This is a genomic window from Kosakonia sp. R1.Fl, from assembly GCF_023516815.1.
Lineage (GTDB): Bacteria > Pseudomonadota > Gammaproteobacteria > Enterobacterales > Enterobacteriaceae > Kosakonia.
In genome coordinates this window covers 726,518-749,130 of sequence record NZ_JAMGSQ010000001.1, presented here as the reverse complement: position 1 = coordinate 749,130, position 22,613 = coordinate 726,518, and the positions used below count along the sequence as shown (strand labels likewise).

General features: G+C 55.0%; 18 protein-coding genes. 12 read left to right on the top strand and 6 right to left on the bottom strand.

All coding sequences use genetic code 11. From position 1 onward, the window contains the following. Nucleotides 1-90: 90 nt before the first annotated feature. The 5 genes from accC to msrP all read right to left on the bottom strand — a co-directional run bounded on the left by accC (nt 91) and on the right by msrP (nt 4,233). The gene (gene accC / locus M8Q36_RS03460) at nt 91-1,440 is read right to left on the bottom strand and encodes an acetyl-CoA carboxylase biotin carboxylase subunit (RefSeq protein WP_249880034.1); all 1,350 of its coding nucleotides are present in this window, start codon (nt 1,438-1,440) and stop codon (nt 91-93) included. Nucleotides 1,441-1,451: 11 nt separating this feature from the next. Then, nucleotides 1,452-1,922 carry an acetyl-CoA carboxylase biotin carboxyl carrier protein gene (accB, locus tag M8Q36_RS03455; protein WP_249880033.1) on the bottom strand — a complete coding sequence of 157 codons (471 nt, stop codon included), beginning with the start codon at nt 1,920-1,922 and terminating at the stop codon, nt 1,452-1,454. 21 nt (nt 1,923-1,943) lie between these two features. Next, on the bottom strand, nt 1,944-2,396 hold the full coding sequence (aroQ, locus tag M8Q36_RS03450) for a type II 3-dehydroquinate dehydratase (protein WP_249880032.1): 453 nt from the start codon (nt 2,394-2,396) through the stop codon (nt 1,944-1,946). A gap of 235 nt (nt 2,397-2,631) precedes the next feature. Next, nucleotides 2,632-3,231, bottom strand: a complete 600-nt coding sequence (gene msrQ, locus M8Q36_RS03445) for a protein-methionine-sulfoxide reductase heme-binding subunit MsrQ (protein ID WP_249880031.1) — start codon at nt 3,229-3,231, stop codon at nt 2,632-2,634. Next, nucleotides 3,232-4,233: a protein-methionine-sulfoxide reductase catalytic subunit MsrP gene (gene msrP, locus M8Q36_RS03440; RefSeq protein ID WP_025263820.1), complete on the bottom strand. Its 1,002-nt coding sequence runs from the start codon at nt 4,231-4,233 to the stop codon at nt 3,232-3,234. It lies immediately after the preceding gene. 290 nt (nt 4,234-4,523) lie between these two features. Here msrP and csrD point away from each other — a divergent pair, with 290 nt between their 5' ends. The 8 genes from csrD (at nt 4,524) to tldD (ending at nt 16,815) form a co-directional block, all read left to right on the top strand. Further along, nucleotides 4,524-6,461, top strand: a complete 1,938-nt coding sequence (gene csrD / locus M8Q36_RS03435) for an RNase E specificity factor CsrD (RefSeq protein ID WP_249880030.1) — start codon at nt 4,524-4,526, stop codon at nt 6,459-6,461. Nucleotides 6,462-6,766: 305 nt separating this feature from the next. Beyond that, nucleotides 6,767-7,810 carry a rod shape-determining protein MreB gene (gene mreB / locus M8Q36_RS03430; protein WP_006818047.1) on the top strand — a complete coding sequence of 348 codons (1,044 nt, stop codon included), beginning with the start codon at nt 6,767-6,769 and terminating at the stop codon, nt 7,808-7,810. 64 nt (nt 7,811-7,874) lie between these two features. Continuing rightward, nucleotides 7,875-8,873: a rod shape-determining protein MreC gene (mreC, locus tag M8Q36_RS03425; RefSeq protein ID WP_131407861.1), complete on the top strand. Its 999-nt coding sequence runs from the start codon at nt 7,875-7,877 to the stop codon at nt 8,871-8,873. Beyond that, nucleotides 8,873-9,361, top strand: coding sequence for a rod shape-determining protein MreD (gene mreD, locus M8Q36_RS03420; protein ID WP_020455466.1), 489 nt, complete (start codon nt 8,873-8,875; stop codon nt 9,359-9,361). The genes mreC and mreD overlap by 1 nt, the downstream gene beginning before the upstream one ends. Before the next feature lie 7 nt (nt 9,362-9,368). Beyond that, nucleotides 9,369-9,962: a Maf family protein gene (locus tag M8Q36_RS03415; protein ID WP_249880029.1), complete on the top strand. Its 594-nt coding sequence runs from the start codon at nt 9,369-9,371 to the stop codon at nt 9,960-9,962. Then, entirely contained in the window at nt 9,952-11,421 is a 1,470-nt protein-coding gene (rng, locus tag M8Q36_RS03410; protein WP_017457292.1) for a ribonuclease G, read from the top strand. The genes M8Q36_RS03415 and rng overlap by 11 nt, the downstream gene beginning before the upstream one ends. A gap of 55 nt (nt 11,422-11,476) precedes the next feature. Next, nucleotides 11,477-15,286, top strand: a complete 3,810-nt coding sequence (gene yhdP / locus M8Q36_RS03405) for an AsmA2 domain-containing protein YhdP (RefSeq protein ID WP_249880028.1) — start codon at nt 11,477-11,479, stop codon at nt 15,284-15,286. A gap of 83 nt (nt 15,287-15,369) precedes the next feature. Continuing rightward, nucleotides 15,370-16,815 (top strand): metalloprotease TldD, encoded by a 1,446-nt coding sequence (gene tldD, locus M8Q36_RS03400; RefSeq protein ID WP_044489503.1) that lies wholly within the window; start codon nt 15,370-15,372, stop codon nt 16,813-16,815. 39 nt (nt 16,816-16,854) lie between these two features. On the opposite strand, the gene aaeR is transcribed toward tldD, so the two are convergent. Then, the gene (gene aaeR / locus M8Q36_RS03395) at nt 16,855-17,778 is read right to left on the bottom strand and encodes an HTH-type transcriptional activator AaeR (protein WP_044489502.1); all 924 of its coding nucleotides are present in this window, start codon (nt 17,776-17,778) and stop codon (nt 16,855-16,857) included. 178 nt (nt 17,779-17,956) lie between these two features. Between aaeR and aaeX the strand changes: the two genes are divergently transcribed. The 4 genes from aaeX to M8Q36_RS03375 all read left to right on the top strand — a co-directional run bounded on the left by aaeX (nt 17,957) and on the right by M8Q36_RS03375 (nt 22,610). Beyond that, complete coding sequence (gene aaeX, locus M8Q36_RS03390) at nt 17,957-18,160, top strand: p-hydroxybenzoic acid efflux pump operon protein AaeX (protein WP_020455461.1); 204 nt, start codon at nt 17,957-17,959, stop codon at nt 18,158-18,160. Nucleotides 18,161-18,167: 7 nt separating this feature from the next. Next, nucleotides 18,168-19,100 (top strand): p-hydroxybenzoic acid efflux pump subunit AaeA, encoded by a 933-nt coding sequence (gene aaeA / locus M8Q36_RS03385; protein WP_249880027.1) that lies wholly within the window; start codon nt 18,168-18,170, stop codon nt 19,098-19,100. 5 nt (nt 19,101-19,105) lie between these two features. Next, the gene (gene aaeB / locus M8Q36_RS03380) at nt 19,106-21,073 is read left to right on the top strand and encodes a p-hydroxybenzoic acid efflux pump subunit AaeB (RefSeq protein WP_249880026.1); all 1,968 of its coding nucleotides are present in this window, start codon (nt 19,106-19,108) and stop codon (nt 21,071-21,073) included. An 82-nt stretch (nt 21,074-21,155) separates the two neighbouring features. Further along, a complete protein-coding gene (locus M8Q36_RS03375; RefSeq protein ID WP_249880025.1) occupies nt 21,156-22,610 on the top strand; it encodes an NAD-dependent succinate-semialdehyde dehydrogenase in 1,455 nt (484 codons plus the stop codon). The last annotated feature ends 3 nt before the right edge of the window (nt 22,611-22,613 follow it).

Sequence of the window (22,613 nt, the reverse complement as noted above, 5' to 3'; positions counted from 1 at the left end):
AAGAAAGCGGGGATTGTACCCTATGGGCAAGTTCCGGGGAGAGAAAAACAAAAAAGGCCGGAAGATCCGGCCTTTTGCGCTGATTGCAGATTATTTTTCCTGCAAACCGAGTTTTTTCTCCAGATAGTGGATGTTGGTGCCACCATGCTGGAAGTTCTCGTCGCTCATAATACGCATCTGCAGATCAACGTTGGTTTTGATCCCGTCGATAATCAGCTCCTGCAACGCATTCTTCATGCGCGCAATCGCCACATCGCGGCTCTCGCCGTAGCAGATAAGCTTGCCAATCATTGAATCGTAATACGGCGGTACGGTGTAACCGGCGTAAATATGCGATTCCCAGCGCACACCAAACCCACCAGGAGCGTGGAAGCGGGTGATTTTGCCCGGGCTCGGCAGGAAGGTGTTCGGATCTTCGGCGTTAATACGGCATTCCACCGCATGGCCTTTCACCACCACTTCTTCTTGCTTAATGGACAGCGGCTGCCCGGCTGCGATATGCAACTGCTCTTTGATCAGGTCAACGCCGGTAATCATTTCGGTAACCGGGTGTTCAACCTGAATACGGGTGTTCATCTCGATGAAGTAGAACTCGCCGTTTTCGAACAGAAACTCAAACGTACCCGCTCCGCGATAGCCGATATCGACACAGGCTTTCGCGCAGCGCTCGCCGATATAGCGACGCAGTTCCGGGGTGATGCCCGGTGCTGGTGCTTCTTCGACCACTTTCTGGTGGCGGCGCTGCATGGAGCAGTCGCGCTCTGCCAGATAGATAGCGTTACCCTGACCATCGGCCAGCACCTGGATCTCGACGTGGCGAGGATTTTCCAGGTATTTTTCCATGTACACCATGTCGTTGTTGAAAGCGGCTTTCGCTTCCGCACGCGTCATGCTGATGGACTGCGCCAGGTCGGCGTCTTTGCGCACCACGCGCATACCGCGACCGCCGCCGCCGCCGGAGGCTTTGATGATAACCGGGTAACCGATGCGCTTAGCATGGGCGCGGTTTGCATCCATATCGTCGCCCAGCGGGCCGTCTGAACCCGGTACGGTCGGTACGCCAGCTTTCTTCATGGCGGTGATTGCCGACACTTTGTCGCCCATCAGGCGGATGGTGTCAGCTTTCGGGCCGATGAAGATAAAGCCGGAGCGCTCAACCTGCTCAGCGAAGTTGGCGTTCTCAGAGAGGAAGCCATAACCCGGGTGAATCGCCACCGCGCCGGTGATTTCGGCGGCGGAGATAATTGCCGGGATATTCAGATAGCTTTTTACTGATGGCGCAGGACCGATACATACGGTCTCATCTGCCAGCAGTACGTGTTTTAAATCGCGATCCGCAGTGGAATGCACGGCGACAGTCTTGATGCCCAGTTCTTTACAGGCACGAAGAATACGCAGTGCAATCTCGCCGCGGTTGGCGATAACAATTTTATCCAGCATGTGCGCCTCGTTTACTCGATGACGACCAGCGGCTCGTCAAATTCAACCGGTTGGCCACTTTCCACCAGAATGGCTTTCACCACGCCTGATTTATCGGCTTCGATCTGGTTCATCATTTTCATGGCTTCAACGATGCACAGGGTATCGCCCACGTTGACTTTCTGGCCGATTTCGATAAACGCTTTCGCGTCCGGGCTCGGGGTGCGATAGAAGGTTCCGACCATCGGGGAACGTACGATGTGACCACTGATTTCCGCTGCGGCTGCAGGGGCTTCCGGCGCTGCGGCAGGTGCGACAGCGTTAGACAGGGCTGGTTGCTGTTGCATCATCGGCGCAGCATAAGCCTGCTGCATCACCGGGAAGCCAGCATTCGGCGCGCTGCGGCTGATGCGCACAGACTCTTCGCCTTCAGAAATTTCCAGTTCGGAGATGCCTGATTCTTCAACCAGCTCGATCAGTTTCTTAATCTTACGAATATCCATGAGTGGGTTCCGTACTCTTGTTTAGTGTGATTGTGACAGGCGTTTTACCGCCGTCTGTAAAGCGTATGAATAACCTTCCGCACCCAGCCCGCAAATAACGCCCTCGGCGATATCTGACAGATACGAGTGGTGACGGAATGGCTCCCGCGCATGCACGTTGGTCAGGTGGATCTCGATAAACGGGATGCCGACCGCCAGCAGTGCGTCGCGGATAGCAACACTGGTGTGCGTAAACGCGGCCGGATTGATCAGGATGAAGTCCATAATGTCTTTAGCCTGATGAATACGGTCGATGATTGCGTACTCCGCGTTTGACTGAAAATGCGCCAGTTCCACATCAAGCGATGCCGCTTCGGTGCTCAAACCGTTAACAATCTCTCTGAGCGTAAGCGTGCCGTACTTATCCGGCTCGCGGGTGCCAAGCATGTTCAGGTTCGGTCCGTTCAAAACTAATATGTGGAACTTGCCAGCCATTGTGCCGCTATCTCCTGCGATTCTCGGGTAAAAAACAAAATATACCTTCGATTCGCGATTGTCACCTTTTCAGAGGCTAAAAACCCCTGTCAGGAAAACCAAAGTCGCACATTATAACGATTTCGTAGCAATTGGCAGCTAAATACTGGTCTTATCAGGGAAGATTATCAACCACCGCCCGGAATCTGGCGGTGAATGATAGTAGATCTGCGGAGAACTGCACACAATGAGCGTGTTAACGCCACCATTGGCGAAACTTCTTATAACGCCACGCTAACAGCCCAATCGCGGCGGTAGCGTAAAGGATCGGCTGCGGTGACAAGATTTTCACCGACCAAAGGTAGTGAATCGGCGCGAGGATCGCCACCAGATAGACGAAGTTGTGCAATTGTTGCCAGCGTTTGCCCAGCTTACGCTGCGCCCATTGCGTTGAGGTCAACGCTAATGCCAGCAAAATCAGCCAACTTACGGCGCCCAGCGTTAAATAAGGGCGCGTTACCAATTCTTGCCCTAATAATGAAAGATTGTTGATACCCAGTTCCAGCAAGGTGTAGCTGGTCAGATGCAGCGTCGCCCAGGCAAAGCACCACAGCCCCAGTAAGCGCCGGGTACGGATCAATAACGGTTGTTTCGCGTAGCGTGCGAGTGGTGCTATCAGCAAACTGGCGAGCAGGAATTTAAGCGCCATTCTGCCCGTAAAATGCTGGATGTCTTTTGCCGGATCGGCGCTGAAATAGCCCTGATTCGCCGCCCAGAAAAGCCAAAGTAAAGGCAGCAGACCCGCCAGATGCAATGCGACTTTTAACCATGTCACCTGTTTTGCCGTTAAACGCACTCAGAAATTCTCCCGCAGATCTAACCCGTGATAAAGCGAAGCCACTTCTTCAGCGTAGCCATTAAACAGCAGCGTTGGCTGACGTTTTACATCCAGCGCGCCGCCTGATCCAATAAAACGTTCCGTTGCTTGTGACCAGCGTGGGTGATCCACATGCGGGTTCACATTGGCGTAGAAACCATATTCATCGGGTGCGGCAAGGTTCCAGGTGGTCGGCGGTCGTTTACTGGTCAGCTTGATACTGACTATCGATTTGATGCCTTTAAAACCATATTTCCACGGCACAGTCAGGCGGATCGGCGCGCCGTTTTGCGGCGGCAGCGCTTTGCCATACACCCCGACAGTAAGCAGCGTAAGCGGATGCATCGCTTCATCTATACGTAGCGCTTCAACATACGGGTATTTAAGGCCGCCGCCGATAAATCGGTCTTTTTGCCCAGGCATCTGATCCGGTGCGTACAGAGTCTGGAACGCGACATATTTGGCGTTGCTGGTGGGTTCAACTAACGCCAGCAGTTTATGCAGCGGGAAGCCGATCCACGGCACCACCATCGACCAGGCTTCAACGCAGCGCATCCGGTAGATTCGCTCTTCCAGCGGGAAACGCGAGGTCAGCGCCGCGTGGTCGAGGGTTAACGGTTTCGCCACTTCACCATCAATGGTCAGCGTCCAGGGATCGGTTTTCATTCCCCCGGCGTTGGCGGCAGGATCGGCTTTATCGAGGCCAAATTCGTAGAAGTTGTTATAGCCGGTGACTTTCTCTTCCGGCGTCAGCGGGAGAGAGGCTTTCCACTGCGCAGGTTGCGTAAAATCGAGCGGTTTTCCTGACGGCGCTTTTGGCCGGTCATGGCCTTTAAACCAGTCCAACAGATCGGCCCGCGCGCCGGGTGCCAGGGTCAATGCCGAGGCGCTAATTCCCAGCATTTTCAACACCTGGCGGCGCTGTAACATAAAAACGGATTCCGCAGTGACATCGGCTTCGGTTAGTTTTTTCTTCATCACATCCTCCGTTAGTCTCTCGTCAAGCATGGTGTAAGCGCAGCGTGAGCGCGAGCACGAGTGTGTTACCAAACATTGTAAATAGTCAGGTTAAGACATTTTTCAGGCTTATTGATTGTTGGCAAAAAATTTCTGAGGACTATACTCGCAGATGTGAAACGCGGTGCCAGTTTTTCCCTGCCGACTGCAAGCTATCCCGGGACGCGGGTAGACATCAAAGTTAGTACTTACTTCAATGACGTAACCCTGAGCGGTATCGTTTCGTTCTTTATACAAGCGGAGTTAACACAAGGATGCGATTAACGACGAAATTTTCAGCTTTTGTGACGCTACTGACAGGGCTGGCGTTTTTCGTCACCCTGATTGGGTGTTCACTGAGCTTCTATAACGCGATTCAAAATAAGGTTGCCAATCGTGTGGAAGCGGTGGCGGCGATTGTTGATACGCGCTTGATCTCAACGCCGCTTTCCCGGCTGTTGCCGCAGCTCGATGAATTGATGGTGCCGGTAGACATTATTGAGATTCAGATTAAGCAAGGCCGGCGCACGGTGCTCAGCTATTCGCATAACGGAAGTTATCGCCCGGCGGGCAGCAACTATCAATATCGTGAACTGCATATTCCCTCCCTGAAAAATCCCGGTTTCACCTTCACGCTGGTTTACCAGGATCCCATGGCGAACTACTTTCGTTCGTTGTTAACCACCGCGCCGCTGACGGTGGCGATCGGTTTTATGATAGTGATCCTCTTTCTTTCCGTTCGCTGGTTACGACGCCAGCTTTCCGGACAGGAACTGCTGGAGACACGCGCGACGCGGATCCTCAACGGCGAGCGCGGGCCACAGGTTCGCGGCAGCATTTATGAGTGGCCATCACGCACCAGTAGCGCGCTGGATGTGCTGCTGACCGATATCCAGTTTGCCAGCGATCAACGTAGCCGTTTGGATACGCTTATCCGCTCCTACGCCGCGCAGGACAAGCGAACGGGCCTGAATAACCGTCTGTTTTTTGATAACCAGCTCGCCACGCTGCTGGAAGATCAGGAAAAAGTCGGTTCACACGGCGTGGTGATGATGATCCGTTTGCCGGATTTTGATCTGCTGCGCGATAGCGGCGGAACCACCACCGAAGAGTATCTCTTTACCCTCATTAATCTGCTTTCTACCTTTATTATGCGTTATCCCGGCGCGTTACTGGCGCGCTACCATCGCAGCGACTTCGCCGTACTATTGCCGCATCGCACATTAAAGGAAGCGGAGAGCATCGCCGGGCAGATCCTGAAAGCAGTGGACGGGTTACCCCCAAATAAGGCCCTGACCCGCGAAGACATCATGCATATTGGGATTTGTGCCTGGCGCAGCGGGCAAGCCGGTGTGCAAGTCATGGAACATGCCGAAGCCGCAGCGCGCAATGCGGTGTTGCAGGGCGGAAACAGCTGGTCAGTGTACGACGACACATTGCCGGAGCAAGGGCGTGGAAATGTGCGCTGGCGGACGCTGATTGAGCAGATGCTGAGCCGCGGCGGGCCGCGCGTTTATCAGAAACCGGCGATTAACCGTGATGGCCAGGTTCATCACCGCGAGCTGATGTGCCGCATTTTCGACGGCGAACAAGAAGTGATTGCCGAAGAGTATATGCCCATGGTGCAGCAGTTTGGTCTGGCTGAAGAGTATGACCGCCTGCAGGTGACGCGGCTGATTCCGTTTATGGGTTTTTGGCCGGAAGAAAACCTCGCCATGCAAATAACAGTGGAATCATTGATCCGCCCCCGTTTTCAACGCTGGCTACGCGATATATTAATGCAGTGCGAAAAATCTCAACGTAAACGGATTATTTTTGAACTTGCTGAGGCGGATGTTTGTCAACATATCAGCCGGTTACAGTCGGTGGTGCGTTTAATCAACGCATTAGGCGCCCGCGTGGTGGTAAATCAGGCGGGTCTGACGTTGGTGAGCACCAGTTGGATTAAAGCGTTGGATGTTGAGTTATTAAAGCTGCATCCGGGGCTGGTCAGGAACATTGAAAAGCGCACCGAAAACCAGCTTCTGGTGCAGAGCCTCGTGGAAGCGTGCAAAGGCACGCGAACGCGAGTTTTCGCGACCGGCGTTCGCTCTCGTGGCGAATGGCAGACGCTGGTGGAACGGGGTGTTGCGGGTGGGCAGGGCGATTTTATCGCGGCTTCCCAACCGCTCGATACCAATGTGAAAAAATATTCGCAAAGATACTCGGTTTGAACTGCTGTTTAAGTCGTTTTCACGTAGAATAATGCGCGCTGCCATGTTTGGGGGTGTGCGTGCCTGCCCGCCGGATTATCGCAGTGAACAAAGCCGGTTTGTCCTTATGAAAAACTGCAAACGCAACAGACTGGAAGATGGGCTTTTTTTACTTCCGGGCAGAATCATGTCGTTTTGCAACAAAGGAAACAAACTGCACTAATTTTCACCGTAGCAGATGATTCTTATGCCTTGTCGCTGCTACGTGTGGTTGGTAAAGTAAGCGGATTTTGTTTCCGCCCCAGCTTTCAGGATTATCCCTTAGTATGTTGAAAAAATTTCGTGGCATGTTTTCCAATGACCTGTCCATTGACCTGGGTACCGCGAATACCCTGATTTATGTAAAAGGACAAGGCATCGTACTGAATGAGCCTTCCGTGGTGGCCATTCGCCAGGATCGTGCCGGTTCACCGAAAAGTGTGGCCGCAGTCGGTCATGAAGCGAAACAGATGCTTGGTCGTACGCCGGGCAATATCGCAGCCATCCGCCCGATGAAAGACGGCGTCATCGCCGACTTCTTCGTGACCGAAAAAATGCTTCAGCACTTTATCAAACAAGTGCACAGCAACAGCTTTATGCGTCCGAGCCCGCGCGTTCTGGTTTGTGTGCCGGTTGGCGCCACTCAGGTTGAACGCCGCGCAATTCGTGAATCCGCGCAGGGCGCTGGTGCTCGTGAAGTATTCCTGATTGAAGAACCGATGGCGGCTGCAATTGGCGCTGGCTTACCGGTTTCTGAAGCGACCGGTTCAATGGTGGTGGATATCGGTGGTGGTACCACTGAAGTTGCCGTTATCTCCCTGAATGGCGTGGTTTACTCCTCTTCTGTTCGTATCGGCGGCGACCGCTTCGATGAAGCGATCATTAATTACGTGCGCCGTAACTACGGCTCCCTGATTGGTGAAGCGACCGCAGAACGTATCAAACACGAAATTGGTTCCGCGTACCCGGGCGATGAAGTGCGTGAAATCGAAGTGCGTGGCCGTAACCTGGCTGAAGGTGTTCCGCGTGGTTTCACGCTGAATTCCAACGAAATTCTGGAAGCGCTGCAGGAACCGCTGACCGGCATCGTGAGCGCAGTGATGGTTGCGCTGGAACAGTGCCCGCCGGAACTGGCTTCTGATATCTCCGAGCGCGGTATGGTATTGACCGGTGGTGGCGCGCTGCTGCGCAACCTTGACCGCCTGTTGATGGAAGAAACGGGTATTCCAGTTGTAGTTGCAGAAGATCCACTGACTTGCGTAGCGCGCGGCGGCGGCAAGGCGCTGGAAATGATCGACATGCACGGCGGCGACTTGTTCAGCGAAGAATAGTCCGCGTCAGATGCGAAGCGGATAGTCGCTTCGCATCTGTCTGGCCTGAGAATACGCAAAGCCTATGAAGCCAATTTTTAGCCGTGGCCCGTCACTGCAGATTCGCCTTTTTCTGGCGGTTTTGGTGGCGCTCGGAGTCATTATTGCCGACAGCCGCCTCGGTACGTTCAGTCAAATCAGAACGTACATGGATACTGCCGTCAGCCCTTTCTATTTTATTTCCAATGGTCCCCGCGAATTATTAGATAACGTTTCCCAGACGTTGGCGTCGCGCGACCAGCTTGAGCTTGAAAACCGGGCATTGCGTCAGGAACTGCTGCTAAAAAACAGTGAGCTGCTGATGTTAGGGCAGTACAAGCAGGAGAACGCGCGCCTGCGTGAACTGCTGGGCTCTCCGCTGCGTCAGGATGAGCAGAAAATGGTGACCCAGGTCATCTCGACGGTTAACGATCCTTACAGCGACCAGGTGGTTATCGACAAAGGCAGCGCGAACGGCGTGTATGAAGGCCAGCCGGTGATCAGCGATAAAGGCGTTGTCGGCCAGGTGGTGGCGGTAGCGAAACTGACCAGCCGCGTCCTGTTGATTTGCGATGCCACTCATGCGCTGCCGATTCAGGTGCTGCGTAACGATATCCGCGTGATTGCCGCCGGTAACGGCTGTACAGACGATCTGCAACTCGAACATTTACCGGCGAATACGGATATTCGTGTTGGCGATGTGCTGGTGACGTCAGGTCTGGGCGGGCGTTTCCCGGAAGGGTACCCGGTTGCGGTGGTTTCGTCGGTTAAGCTGGATACGCAGCGTGCCTACACCGTGATTCAGGCGCGTCCAACCGCAGGCCTGCAACGTTTGCGTTATCTGTTGTTGCTGTGGGGCGCGGATCGTAACGGGACTAACCCAAGAACACCGGAAGATGTGCATCGTGTGGCGAACGAACGTCTACTGCAGATGATGCCGCAGGTACTTCCTTCTCCTGATGCGATGGGGCCGCCTGCGCCAATGCCCGCTCCGGCGACTGGCATTACGCAGCCGCCGCCGCAAGTCTCTCCGGGAGGGCAATAGTGGCAAGTTACCGTAGCCAGGGGCGCTGGGTTATCTGGCTCTCGTTTTTAATTGCACTGTTGCTTCAAATCATGCCCTGGCCGGATGACATCATTGTCTACCGGCCAAACTGGGTATTGCTCATTTTGCTTTACTGGATCCTCGCGCTGCCGCACCGCGTAAATGTTGGCACGGGTTTCGCGATGGGTGCCATACTGGATCTGATTAGCGGATCCACCCTCGGTGTACGCGCGCTTTCGTTAAGCATTGTCGCCTATCTGGTCGCACTGAAATTCCAGTTGTTCCGTAATCTGGCGCTCTGGCAACAGGCGCTGGTGGTGATGCTGTTGTCGCTGGCGACAGAAGTTATTGTCTTCTGGGCGGAGTTTCTGGTTATTAACGTTTCGTTTAAACCAGAAATTTTCTGGAGCAGCCTGGTCAATGGTGTGCTCTGGCCGTGGCTCTTCCTGTTAATGCGTAAGATCCGCCAACAATTTGCGGTGCAATAAGGCGTTTATGACTGATATCTGGCTTGCTTCCGGTTCTCCTCGTCGCCAGGAGTTGCTCACCCAACTGGGCGTCACTTTCGCGCGTATTGTTCCCGGCATTGAGGAACAGCGTCAGGTGCAGGAGAGCGCCCGCCAGTATGTGTTACGCCTCGCGCGCGAAAAAGCGCAGGCCGGTGTGGCGATGACCACAAGCGATCTGCCTGTGCTGGGCGCGGACACGATCGTCATATTTAATGGTGAAGTGCTTGAAAAACCAAAAGACTCCTCGCATGCTGCCAGTATGTTGCGCCAGCTTTCCGGGCAAACGCATCAGGTGATGACGGCAGTTGCGTTGGCGGATAGCCAGCATGTGCTTGATTGTCTGGTGGAAACAGAAGTGACTTTCAGAGTGTTATCGGAAAAGGATATCGCCGATTACGTCGCCAGCGGGGAACCGCTGGATAAAGCCGGTGCTTATGGCATTCAGGGGCTGGGTGGCTGTTTCGTGAGAAAAATAAACGGTAGTTATCATGCCGTTGTGGGTTTACCGCTGGTGGAAACCTGGGAATTGCTGAGCAATTTTAACGCACTGCGCGAGGGAAAAGATAATCATGACGGCTGAATTGTTGGTCAACGTTACTCCATCGGAAACACGCGTCGCTTATATTGACGGCGGCATCCTGCAGGAAATTCACATCGAGCGCGAAGCACGGCGCGGGATAGTAGGCAATATCTACAAAGGTCGGGTCAGCCGGGTTTTGCCGGGCATGCAGGCGGCTTTTGTAGATATTGGTCTGGAAAAGGCGGCGTTTCTTCACGCCTCCGACATTATGCCGCACACCGAATGCGTTGCCGGGGAAGAGCAGAAAAACTTCACCGTGCGCGACATCTCCGAGCTTGTCCGTCAGGGGCAGGATTTAATGGTGCAGGTGGTGAAAGATCCGCTGGGTACTAAAGGTGCGCGCCTGACCACGGATATCACACTGCCATCCCGTTATCTGGTCTTTATGCCGGGCGCTTCCCATGTTGGCGTTTCCCAGCGTATTGAGAGTGAAGCCGAGCGTGAACGCCTGAAACAGGTCGTTGCGGCGTATTGCGACGAGCAGGGCGGTTTTATCATCCGTACTGCGGCTGAAGGCGTGTGCGAAGAGGATCTCGCATCCGATGCGGCGTACCTCAAGCGCGTCTGGACAAAGGTGATGGAGCGTAAAAAGCGCCAACAAAGCCGCTGCAAACTGTACGGCGAACTGGCGCTGGCGCAGCGCGTGCTGCGCGATTTCGCCGACGCTCACCTGGATCGTATCCGTGTGGATTCGCGTCTGACGTTTGAAGCGCTGCTGGAGTTCACGGCGGAATACATCCCTGAGATGACCAGCAAGCTCGAACACTACAGCGGCCGCCAGCCGATTTTCGATCTTTACGATGTGGAGAACGAAATTCAGCGCGCGCTGGAGCGCAAAGTGGAGCTGAAGTCCGGCGGCTATCTGATCATCGATCAAACCGAAGCGATGACCACCGTTGATATCAACACCGGTGCGTTTGTCGGTCATCGAAATCTCGATGACACCATCTTCAACACTAACATTGAAGCCACGCAGGCCATTGCCCGCCAGCTGCGCTTACGCAATCTGGGCGGCATTATCATCATCGATTTTATCGATATGAATAATGACGATCATCGCCGTCGCGTGTTGCACTCGCTGGAGCAGGCGCTGAGCAAAGATCGGGTTAAGACCAGCATTAATGGTTTCTCCCAGCTTGGTCTGGTCGAGATGACGCGCAAACGCACGCGCGAAAGCGTGGAACATGTCCTCTGCAATGAATGCCCCACCTGTCATGGCCGCGGCACCGTTAAAACGGTGGAAACCGTGTGCTATGAAATCATGCGCGAGATCGTTCGCGTGCATCATGCTTATGATTCCGATCGTTTCCTGGTTTACGCTTCCCCGGCGGTGGCGGAAGCGCTGAAAGGTGAAGAATCGCACGCGCTGGCGGAGGTGGAAATCTTCGTTGGCAAGCAGGTAAAAGTGCAAATCGAGCCGCTCTATAATCAGGAGCAGTTTGACGTAGTAATGATGTAATTCGCAGCGTGCTGCGACATGAGCGAGTCTGGGTTTGGTTGACAAGGAGAGAGGCGTGAGGCGACTGCCGGGGATATTGCTGCTTACAGGCGCGACGCTGATTGTTATCGCGGCGCTGCTGGTAAGTGGGCTGCGCCTTGTCCTGCCCCATCTGGATAGCTGGCGCGAGCCCATTCTGGCGCGTATCACCGCACAAACCGGCGTTCCTGTCTCGGCCAGCCAGATACAGGCGCGCTGGGAAAATTTCGGTCCTGAACTGGATGTGCGCGACATTAACGCGACGCTGCCCGATGGCGGCGAGCTGTCGGTCAAACGCGTGACGCTGGCGCTGGATGTCTGGCAAAGCCTGCTCCACATGCGCTGGCAGTTTCGCAATCTCACCTTTTATCAGCTTGTCGCGCAGAGCAATACCCCGCTACAACGCAATGACACCGGCGAACCTATCACCACAGATCGCATCAGCGATCTGTTTTTACGCCAGTTCGATCACTTTGATCTGCGCGACAGCCGCATCAGCTTCTTAACGCTTTCCGGACAGCGCGCTGAGCTGGCGATCCCGCAACTTACCTGGCTTAACGGCAACGATCGTCACCGTGCGGAAGGGCAAGTCAGCCTTTCGAGCCTCACCGGTCAGCACGGCATTATGCAGGTACGCATGGATCTACGCGACGACAACGGCCTGTTGAACAATGGGCGCGTGTGGTTGCAGGCGGACGACATAGATGTCAAACCCTGGCTCGCCAAATGGATGCAGGATAAGGTCGCGCTGGATACCGCGCGCTTCAGCCTTGAAGGCTGGATGACATTAAGCAAAGGCGTGGTGGAAAGCGGCGACGTATGGCTGAAAAAAGGCGGTGCCAGCTGGCAGGGCAATAATACGCAGCACCGCATGACGGTCGATAACCTTACCGCGCATGTCTCGCGTCAGCAGCAGGGCTGGCAGTTTGATGTACCAGTAACGCGTATCGCAATTGATGATCACCCCTGGCCGCAGGGCGCGCTGAGTTTTGCCTGGGTTCCGGCACAGGAAGTGGGCGGTGCCAGCAGCGTGCGCAGCGATGAATTGCGCGTACGAGCCAGTAACCTTGAGCTCAGTGGCTTAGAGGGGCTGCTGCCGATTGCGCAGAAAATCTCCCCGGAGCTGTACGACATCTGGCATACCATGCAGCCTCGCGGCAAGCTGGAACAGCTGGCGCTGGATATCCCTTTGCAGGCGACAGAAAAAACGCGCTTCCACGCGCAATGGCAGGATATTGCCTGGCAACAGTGGGAATTGCTGCCCGGTGTTGAACACCTGAGTGGAACGCTTGCCGGCAGCCTGGAAAATGGTCGCTTAACCGCCGATATCACGCAGGCGAAGATGCCGTATAAGACGGTATTCCCCGAACCGCTGGAGATTGAAAAAGGCGTTGCCACGCTGAACTGGCAGAATAACGAACACGGCTTCCAGTTGGATGGGCGCAATATCGACGTTCAGGCTAATGCCCTGCGCGCACGCGGTGACTTCCGCTATCTCCAGTTGCAAGATGATGAGCCCTGGTTAGGTATCCTGGCCGGCATCAATGTGACAGATGCCGGGCAAGCCTGGCGCTACTTCCCGGAAAATTTGATGGGTAAAGAGCTGGTAGCGTACCTGAGTTCGTCGATCAAAGGCGGGCAGACGCAAGATGCCACGCTGCTGTTTGGCGGTAATCCAAAGCTCTTCCCGTTTAAGCACAATGAAGGCCAGTTTGAAGTCTCAGTGCCGCTGCGCAATGCGACTTTTGCTTTCCAGCCTGACTGGCCGGCGCTGCAAAACCTCGATATCGATCTCGACTTCCTCAACGACGGCTTGTGGATGAAAAGCAGTAAAGTGGCGCTGGGCGGTGTAACGGCCAGCAATCTGACCGCCAACATCCCGGATTACGTCAAAGAGAAGCTGCTGATTGACGCGGACATTAACGGGCCGGGTAAAGCCGTTGGGCCCTATTTCAAAGAGACGCCGCTGCACGATACGCTGGGCAGTGCGCTGGATGAGCTGCAAATCGATGGTGATGTAAGCGCTCGCTTACATCTTGATATCCCGCTGGACGGCGAGCAGACCGTCGCCAAAGGTGATGTGGCGCTGAACAACAACAGCCTGTTTATCAAGCCGCTTAATAGCACACTGAAGAACCTCAGCGGCAAATTCAGTTTTGAGAACGGTACGCTGAAAAGCGAACCATTGCAGGCAACCTGGTTTAACCAACCGGTGAACCTCGATTTCTCCACCACCGAAGGGGATAAAGCCTATCAGGTGGCGGTGAATCTCAACGGAAACTGGCAACCGGCAAAAACCGGCGTTTTACCCCCACAGCTTAATGATGCGCTGCGCGGCAGCATCGCATGGAAAGGCGATGTCGGCGTAGAGTTGCCGCACCGTGGCGGCACTACTTACAAGGTCAATATTGACGGCGATCTGGGCAGCCTTGCCAGCACGTTACCGCCGCCGCTGGATAAACCCGCAGGCAAAGCGTTGCCGCTGAAGGTGAAGGTAGAAGGGAACCTGCACAGTTTCGATTTAACCGGTAATGCCGGTGGTAACAACCATTTTAACAGCCGCTGGTTGCTGAATAATAAGCTGACGCTCGATCGCGGGATCTGGACCTCGGACAGCCGTACGCTACCACCGCTGCCGGATCAGACCGGGCTTGAACTCAACTTGCCGGCAATGAACGGCGCGCAGTGGCTGGGTCTGTTCAGGCAGGGCGTGGCAAATAATGTCAGCAGTGCAACCACCTTCCCGCAGAGCATTACGCTGCGTACGCCAGCCCTGACGCTGGGCGGGCAGCAGTGGAATAACCTCAGTATTGTTTCGCAGCCGCAAGATTCGGGCTCGACCATTGAAGCGCAGGGGCGCGAAATCAGCGGTACATTGACGATCCATGATAATGCGCCGTGGCAGGCCGCGATCCGCTACCTCTACTACAACCCGTCAAATACGGCACCGAACGATGATGACATCTCTTCTCCTTCAACGCTGTTGCGCGGTCAGACGCGAGTGGACTTTACCGGCTGGCCGGATTTGCAACTGCGCTGTGCGGAGTGCTGGCTGTGGGGGCAAAAATATGGTCGCATCGATGGCGATTTCGCCATTCAGGGCGATACGCTGACGCTGGCGAACGGCCTGGTGGACAGCGGCACTGCGCGGCTCACCGCCGACGGTGAATGGGTCAACCGTGAAGGCGCGGAGCGTACTTCACTAAAAGGCGTGCTGCGCGGCGAGAAAATTGATTCTGCAATGGGCTTTTTTGGCATACCGACACCGGTGCGTGATTCGTCGTTTGATATTAATTATGACCTGCACTGGCGCAGCACTCCGTGGCAACCGCAGGAGGAGTCGCTCAATGGCATCCTGCGTACGCGTCTTGGCAAAGGCAAAATTACCGATATCAGCACCGGCCATGCCGGGCAGTTGCTGCGCCTGTTCAGCGTCGACTCGCTGTGGCGTAAATTGCGTTTTGATTTCAGCGATACCTTCAGCAGTGAGGGGTTCTGGTTTGATTCCATTCGCAGCACGGCGTGGATCAAAGACGGTGTGCTGCATACCGACGATACGCTGGTGGACGGTCTGGAAGCGGATATCGCCATGAAAGGTTCGGTTGATTTAGTGCGCCGCGAGCTGGATATGGAAGCGGTGGTTGCGCCAGAAATTTCCGCGACTGTTGGTGTGGCGGCAGCCTTTGCCGTTAACCCGATTGTCGGTGCGGCAGTGTTTGCCGCCAGCAAAGTGCTGGGGCCTCTGTGGAACAAAGTCTCGATTCTGCGCTACCGCATTACCGGCCCGGTCGATCAGCCGCAAATCAACGAAGTCCTGCGCCAGCCGCGTACGGACAAAAAGCAATGATTTGACGGCATCGGCGAATTGCCTCAAGCTCCTTATATCGCACTTTTTATTGCCCGCAGTGGCGGCAACGACGAGAAAAAATGATGAGTCTTAATCTGGTAAGTGAACAACTTCTGGCAGCAAACGGCCTGAGCCATCAGGATCTGTTTGCTATTCTCGGTCAACTGACCGCGCGTCGTCTTGATTACGGCGATCTCTATTTCCAGTCGAGCTATCACGAATCCTGGGTTTTAGAAGACAGCATCATTAAAGATGGCTCTTATAATATCGACCAGGGCGTGGGCGTGCGCGCCGTCAGCGGTGAAAAAACCGGCTTTGCTTATGCGGATCAAATCAGCCTGCTGGCGCTGGAACAGAGCGCGCAGGCCGCGCGTACCATCGTGCGGGAAGAGGGCGATGGCAAAGTGAAAACGCTGGGCGCGGTTGAGCATCAAAGCCTTTATACCAGCATCGATCCGCTGCAAAGCATGAGCCGGGAAGAGAAGCTCGATATTCTACGTCGCGTGGATAAAACAGCGCGCGCGGCGGATAAACGCGTGCAGGAAGTGACCGCCAGCCTGACTGGCGTTTACGAACTCATTCTGGTGGCGGCGACCGACGGTACGCTGGCGGCGGACGTTCGCCCGCTGGTGCGGCTTTCCGTGAGCGTACAGGTTGAAGACGACGGCAAACGCGAGCGCGGCTCCAGCGGCGGCGGCGGTCGTTTTGGTTATGACTGGTTCTTGCAGGATGTGGATGGCGACGTTCGTGCGGATGCGTGGGCGAAAGAAGCCGTGCGTATGGCGCTGGTAAATCTTTCTGCCGTTGCCGCGCCTGCGGGCACGCTGCCGGTGGTGCTTGGCGCGGGCTGGCCTGGTGTGCTGTTGCACGAAGCAGTTGGACACGGGCTGGAAGGCGACTTCAACCGCCGTGGAACCTCTGTATTTAGCGGCCAGATGGGGCAACTGGTGGCCTCAGAACTCTGTACCGTTGTGGACGACGGCACCATCGCCGATCGTCGCGGTTCTGTGGCGATTGATGATGAAGGAACGCCGGGCCAGTACAACGTGCTTATCGAAAACGGCGTGTTGAAAGGCTATATGCAGGACAAACTCAACGCGCGTCTGATGGGTGTCAAGCCGACCGGTAACGGGCGTCGTGAATCTTACGCGCATCTGCCGATGCCGCGTATGACCAACACCTATATGCTGGCGGGCAAATCAACGCCGCAGGAGATTATCGAATCTGTCGACTACGGCATCTACGCCCCGAATTTTGGCGGCGGCCAGGTCGATATCACTTCCGGTAAATTCGTCTTCTCCACTTCTGAGGCGTACCTGATTGAAAAAGGTAAGGTCACCAAAGCGGTGAAAGGCGCAACGCTGATTGGCTCCGGTATCGAAGCGATGCAGCAGATCTCCATGGTGGGTAATGATCTGAAGCTGGATAATGGCGTTGGCGTCTGCGGCAAAGAGGGGCAGAGCCTGCCAGTGGGGGTGGGACAACCGACGCTGAAAGTCGATAACCTGACCGTCGGCGGTACGGCTTAACGCTCTTCTCACCCTCTTCGCACGAAGAGGGTGACTCTCTCACACGCTGCGTCCCTGCATTCCCTGATACACCTTCGCCACTTCAATAAAGTAATCCGTCAGATAGTTAATACATACCTGCACTTTTAGCGGCAGCTTATCTTTTTCGGTATAGAGCGCATAAACTGGGCGCGGATCCGACTGGTAGCGCGGCAGCAGGATCTCAAGTTGACCGCTGTTGATCTCGTCGATCACCCACATTAACGGCACGAATGCGATCCCGGCGCCTGCCGTCAGCCAGCGCGTGAGCGTCATCGGATCGTTAGTGACAAAACGCCCTTGCGGGATTAATCGCGTGGCGATCCCTTCTGGTGCCACCAGCTCAAATTCGTTATCCGGACGCACGCTGTATTCCAGCCATGAGTGGTTAACCATATCCGCGGGCTTTTCAGGAATGCCGTACTGGGCGAGGTAACTTTTTGCCGCGCAAACCACCATTGGCATCGCCCCAAGGCGGCGAGAGAAGAGGCTGGAATCCTGCAATGCGCCGACGCGGATCACCAGATCCAGACCGTCAGCAATCAGATCCGGTGCCGGGATCCCCGTGACGAGATTTACCGACAAACCCGGATGCTCTTTGAGCATGTCGGCGGTCATTTTTGCCAGCACATTTTGCGCCATGGTTGAAGAACTGCCGATACGCAGCGTACCGATGGGTGTGTTGTTGAAGGCGTAAAGCTGCTCGTGAACATCCTGCACTTCATGCAGCATCCGGCGGCAGCCCTGATAGTAAATCTTCCCTGCTTCGGTGAGCCCCAGGCTGCGCGTGCTGCGGTTCAGCAGCTTTACCTGCAACTCATCTTCAAGTTTGGCGACGGTCTGGCTGATGGAGGAAACACTCATTTGTAGCTGTCGGGCAGCGGCGGTAAACGAACCTAATTCCACCACTTTGGCAAACACCGACATGCGTTTTAGTCGTTCCATTATTCACTCTGAGTTAAAAGTGATTTAGATCACATAATATAGATAACAGCATAACAGTTACGTTAATATACTATCTATTAAGAATATTCACGTCACTCTCGCCTGGCTCTCCTTGCCCTTACTCCTGCGGTGACGTTAGAACGAATTGTCACCTGCACGCTGTCTAATCAAGGTCAACATGAGTCTGTTTCCCGTCATCGTGGTGTTCGGTTTGTCGTTCCCACCGATTTTTGTCGAATTAATTTTGTCACTGGCGATCTTCTGGCTGGTGCGCCGGATGCTGGTCCCCACCGGGATCTATGACTTTGTCTGGCACCCGGCGCTGTTTAACACTGCGCTGTATTGCTGCCTTTTTTACCTGCTGTCGCGCCTGTTTGTTTGAGGTAGAAGTGAAAACACTAACAAGAAATATCTCTCGCACCGCTATCACTATGGTGCTGGTGATCCTGGCGTTCATCGCGATTTTCCGCGCCTGGGTTTATTACACCGAATCGCCCTGGACGCGCGACGCGCGCTTTAGTGCCGATGTTGTCGCTATCGCGCCGGATGTCACCGGGCTTGTCACCGCCGTCAATGTGCATGACAACCAACTGGTGAAAGAGGGCCAGGTGCTGTTCACCATCGATCAACCGCGTTACCAAAAAGCGCTGGCGGAAGATGAAGCCGATGTCGCTTACTACGAAGCGCTGGTGGCGGAGAAACGCCGCGAAGCCGGGCGGCGTAACCAGTTGGGTGTTCAGGCCATGTCGCGCGAAGAGATCGACCAGGCCAATAACACCCTGCAAACTGAGCTGCATCAGTTGGCCAAAGCTCAGGCGACCCGCGATCTGGCGAAGCTGGATCTGGAGCGCACGATCATTCGTGCACCGGCCGATGGTTGGGTTACGAACCTGAATGTGTACGCCGGTGAATTTATTACCCGGGGTTCCACCGCGGTGGCGCTGGTGAAACAACACACGTTCTACGTTCTGGCGTACATGGAAGAAACCAAGCTGGAAGGCGTACGTCCGGGTTATCGCGCGGAGATCACCCCGCTTGGCAGCAACCAGGTATTGAAAGGTACGGTGGATAGCATCGCCGCAGGCGTCACGAACGCCAGCAGCAGCAATGACAGCAAAGGCATGGCGACCATCGATTCCAACCTTGAATGGGTGCGGCTGGCGCAGCGTGTGCCGGTACGTATTCGTCTCGACAAACAACAAGGCAACCTGTGGCCAGCGGGAACGACCGCAACGGTGGTGGTGACGGGTAAATCCGATCGTGATGAAAGCCAGGATTCGTTCTTTCGCAAAATGGCGCATCGCCTGCGTGAGCTGGGGTAATCGCTATGGGGCTGTTATCCATTGCCAGCCAGCATTTGCGTTTTGCTTTCAAGCTGGCCTTTGCCGTGGTGCTGGCACTGTTTGTTGGCTTTCACTTCCAGCTTGAAACCCCGCGCTGGGCGGTATTGACTGCGGCGATTGTTGCGGCGGGCCCGGCATTCGCCGCCGGTGGCGAGCCCTATTCCGGGGCGATTCGCTACCGTGGGATGTTGCGTATTGTCGGCACCTTTATCGGTTGTATCGCCGGGCTGGCCATCATCATCATGCTGATCCGCACCCCGCTTCTGATGTTAATGGTGTGCTGTGTCTGGGCCGGGTTTTGTACCTGGGTTTCGTCGCTGGTACGCGTTGAAAACTCTTACGCCTGGGGGCTGGCGGGTTACACCGCGTTAATCATTGTCGTCACTATTCAGACGGAACCACTGCTGGCACCGCAATTTGCCGTTGAGCGGTGCAGTGAAATCGTGGTGGGCATTCTCTGTGCGATTGTTGCCGATCTGCTCTTTTCCCCGCGCTCCGTCAAACAGGAAATTGACCGCGAGCTGGATAGCCTGCTGCTGGCCCACTATCAACTGATGCAGTTGTGTATCAAACATGGTGACAGTGAAGAGGTGGACAAAGCCTGGGCTGCGCTGGTGCGCCGTACCACGGCACTTGAAGGGATGCGCAGCAATCTGAATATTGAGTCTTCCCGTTGGGGACGCGCTAACCGCCGCCTGAAAGTGATCAATACCCTGTCGCTGACGCTCATCACCCAGGCGTGTGAAACCTATCTGATTCAGAACACCCGCCCGGAGCTTATCACCGACACGTTTCGCGAACTGTTTGCCGAGCCGGTCGATAGCGTGCAGGAGATGCACAAGCAGTTAAAAAGAATGCGCCGGGTCATTGCCTGGACCGGTGAGCGGGAAACACCAGTTACTATTTATAGCTGGGTTGGTGCAGCGACCCGCTATCTGCTGCTAAAACGCGGTGTGATTGGCAACGCGAAAATCAGCGCTGTTGAAGAAGAGGTTCTGCAGGGCGAAGTGGTGGTGAAAGCGGAATCAGCCGAACGCCACCATGCGATGGTTAACTTCTGGCGCACCACGCTTTCTTGCATGCTGGGCACCTTGTTCTGGCTGTGGACCGGCTGGACATCCGGCAGCGGTTCGATGGTGATGATCGCAGTGGTCACGTCGCTGGCGATGCGTTTGCCCAACCCGAAAATGGTGGCGAAAGATTTTATCTACGGCATGTTGTGGGCGCTGCCGATTGGTTCGTTCTATTACCTGGTTATCCTGCCATCGACGCAACAAAGCATGTTATTGTTGTGTATTAGCCTGGCGGTGCTGGCGTTCTTTATTGGTATTGAAGTGCAAAAAAGGCGGCTGGGTTCAATGGCGACGCTGGCCGGCACCATTAATATTCTGGTGCTTGATAACCCGATGACCTTTAAATTCAACCAGTTTCTTGATAACGCGCTGGGGCAACTGGTTGGCGTGGTGCTGGCGATGGTCGTGCTTTTGCTGGTGCGCGATAACTCCCAGGCGCGCACCGGGCGCATGCTGTTGAACCAGTTTGTTTCCGCTGCCGTTTCGGCAATGACCACCAATACCGCGCGTCGCAAAGAGAACCATCTGCCCGCGCTGTATCAACAGCTTTTCTTGCTGCTTAATAAATTTCCTGGCGATATCGCGAAGTTCCGCCTCGCGCTGACGTTGATTATTGCGCATCAGCGCCTGCGGGATGCACCGGTGCCGATCAATGATGATCTTTCGGCCTTTCATCGCCAGTTACGGCGTACGGCGTCACAAGTGATATCCGCAGGTAACGACACGAAACGTCGCCGTTACTTCACCCAGTTACTGGAAGAACTGGATATCTACCAGCACAAGCTACATCACTGGAACGCACCGCCGCAGGTTACCGAGCCGGTACACCGGCTAACAGGTATGTTGCACAAATATCAACATGCACTGACCAGCAGTTAATGCCAAACCGACGCCAAAAGCGTCGGTTTTTTTATGGCTATACTTTCCAGAAGTTTTTATAAACCGCAGATCGGGAGGACAAATGACAACGCAGTCACTGCAGGACAATGCGCTTTTTCAGACCGGCTATCTGGTTGATGGGGTCTGGAAAACGCTGGACACCACCTTTGACGTTCTGAATCCGGCTACGGGTGAAACTATCGCGAAAGTTGCCAAAGCAGGTAAGAAAGAGACAGAAGAAGCCATTGCCGCCGCAACGCGCGCTTTTCCCGCATGGCGGGCGAAAACCGCGAAAGAGCGTTCGACCATTTTGTACCGCTGGTATGAATTGATCATTGAAAACAAAAGCTGGCTGGGCAGATTGATGACCACTGAGCAGGGCAAACCATTGAAAGAAGCGGAAGGTGAAGTCGACTATGCCGCCAGCTTTATTCAGTGGTTTGCTGAGCAGGCGAAACGCGCAAACGGTGAAATTATCCCGCCCATTAAACCAGGTTCACGCATTCTGGCGACGCGAGAACCGATTGGCGTGGTGGCCGCGATTACACCGTGGAATTTCCCGATGGCGATGTTGACCCGCAAACTGGGACCCGCGCTGGCGGCAGGCTGTACCGGCGTTATCAAACCGGCGAATAACACGCCACTTAGCGCATTTGCCTTGCTGGCGCTGGCGAAAAAAGCCGGTGTGCCGGATGGCGTGCTGAATGCCGTTGCCGGGAACACGTCTGAAATCAGCGATGCGATTATGGCCAGCCATGACGTGCGCAAAATCTCGTTCACCGGCTCGACGGCGGTGGGGAAAACGCTGGTGCGCAACGCGGCTGAAACCATGAAAAAAGTGTCGATGGAACTGGGAGGAAATGCGCCTTATATCGTGTTTGAGGATGCCGATATTGACGCGGCGGTGCAGGGCGCTATCGCCAATAAATTCCGTAATGCTGGGCAGGTGTGCGTCAGCGTCAACCGCTTCTACATCCATGAATCTGTCTACGATACCTTTACGCAAAAACTGACAGAGGTTGTTAATGCACTAAAAGTGGGTAATGGTCTGGATGAAGGGGTGGTTGTCGGACCGCTGATTGAACGCGCTGCGGTGGATAAAGTGCGCGAGCACGTTGACGATGCCGTCGCCAAAGGGGCGAAAGTATTGGCCGGTGGCAAACCACATAGCCTCGGCGGGAACTTCTGGCAGCCAACGGTGCTGGGTGATTGCAGCGATGGCATGAAGCTGGCGCAGGAGGAGACGTTTGGTCCGGTAGCTGCCTGTTTCCGTTTCACCAGTGAAGAGGAGGTGGTGCAACGCGCCAACGCAACACCGTTTGGTCTGGCCGCCTATTTCTATACGCAGAACCTGCAGCGGGTATTCCGCGTTTCGCAGGCGATCGAAAGCGGCATGATCGGTATTAACGAGTGCGCGGTATCAACGGAGCTGGGGCCGTTTGGCGGGGTGAAAGAGTCTGGTCTCGGTCGGGAAGGTTCGGTGCTGGGGCTGGAAGAGTTTCTGGAAGTGAAAACTCTGCACCTTGGGGGATTGTAATCA

Excerpts from the sequence above, each read along its gene's own strand:
- accC (WP_249880034.1), bottom strand. The coding sequence starts at position 1,440 with ATGCTGGATAAAATTGTTATCGCCAACCGCGGCGAGATTGCACTGCGT.
- M8Q36_RS03415 (WP_249880029.1), top strand. The coding sequence starts at position 9,369 with ATGACTGATATCTGGCTTGCTTCCGGTTCTCCTCGTCGCCAGGAGTTG.
- csrD (WP_249880030.1), top strand. The coding sequence starts at position 4,524 with ATGCGATTAACGACGAAATTTTCAGCTTTTGTGACGCTACTGACAGGG.
- accB (WP_249880033.1), bottom strand. The coding sequence starts at position 1,922 with ATGGATATTCGTAAGATTAAGAAACTGATCGAGCTGGTTGAAGAATCA.
- aaeR (WP_044489502.1), bottom strand. The coding sequence starts at position 17,778 with ATGGAACGACTAAAACGCATGTCGGTGTTTGCCAAAGTGGTGGAATTA.
- M8Q36_RS03375 (WP_249880025.1), top strand. The coding sequence starts at position 21,156 with ATGACAACGCAGTCACTGCAGGACAATGCGCTTTTTCAGACCGGCTAT.
- tldD (WP_044489503.1), top strand. The coding sequence starts at position 15,370 with ATGAGTCTTAATCTGGTAAGTGAACAACTTCTGGCAGCAAACGGCCTG.
- aaeX (WP_020455461.1), top strand. The coding sequence starts at position 17,957 with ATGAGTCTGTTTCCCGTCATCGTGGTGTTCGGTTTGTCGTTCCCACCG.
- rng (WP_017457292.1), top strand. The coding sequence starts at position 9,952 with ATGACGGCTGAATTGTTGGTCAACGTTACTCCATCGGAAACACGCGTC.
- mreB (WP_006818047.1), top strand. The coding sequence starts at position 6,767 with ATGTTGAAAAAATTTCGTGGCATGTTTTCCAATGACCTGTCCATTGAC.
- mreC (WP_131407861.1), top strand. The coding sequence starts at position 7,875 with ATGAAGCCAATTTTTAGCCGTGGCCCGTCACTGCAGATTCGCCTTTTT.
- aroQ (WP_249880032.1), bottom strand. The coding sequence starts at position 2,396 with ATGGCTGGCAAGTTCCACATATTAGTTTTGAACGGACCGAACCTGAAC.
- aaeB (WP_249880026.1), top strand. The coding sequence starts at position 19,106 with ATGGGGCTGTTATCCATTGCCAGCCAGCATTTGCGTTTTGCTTTCAAG.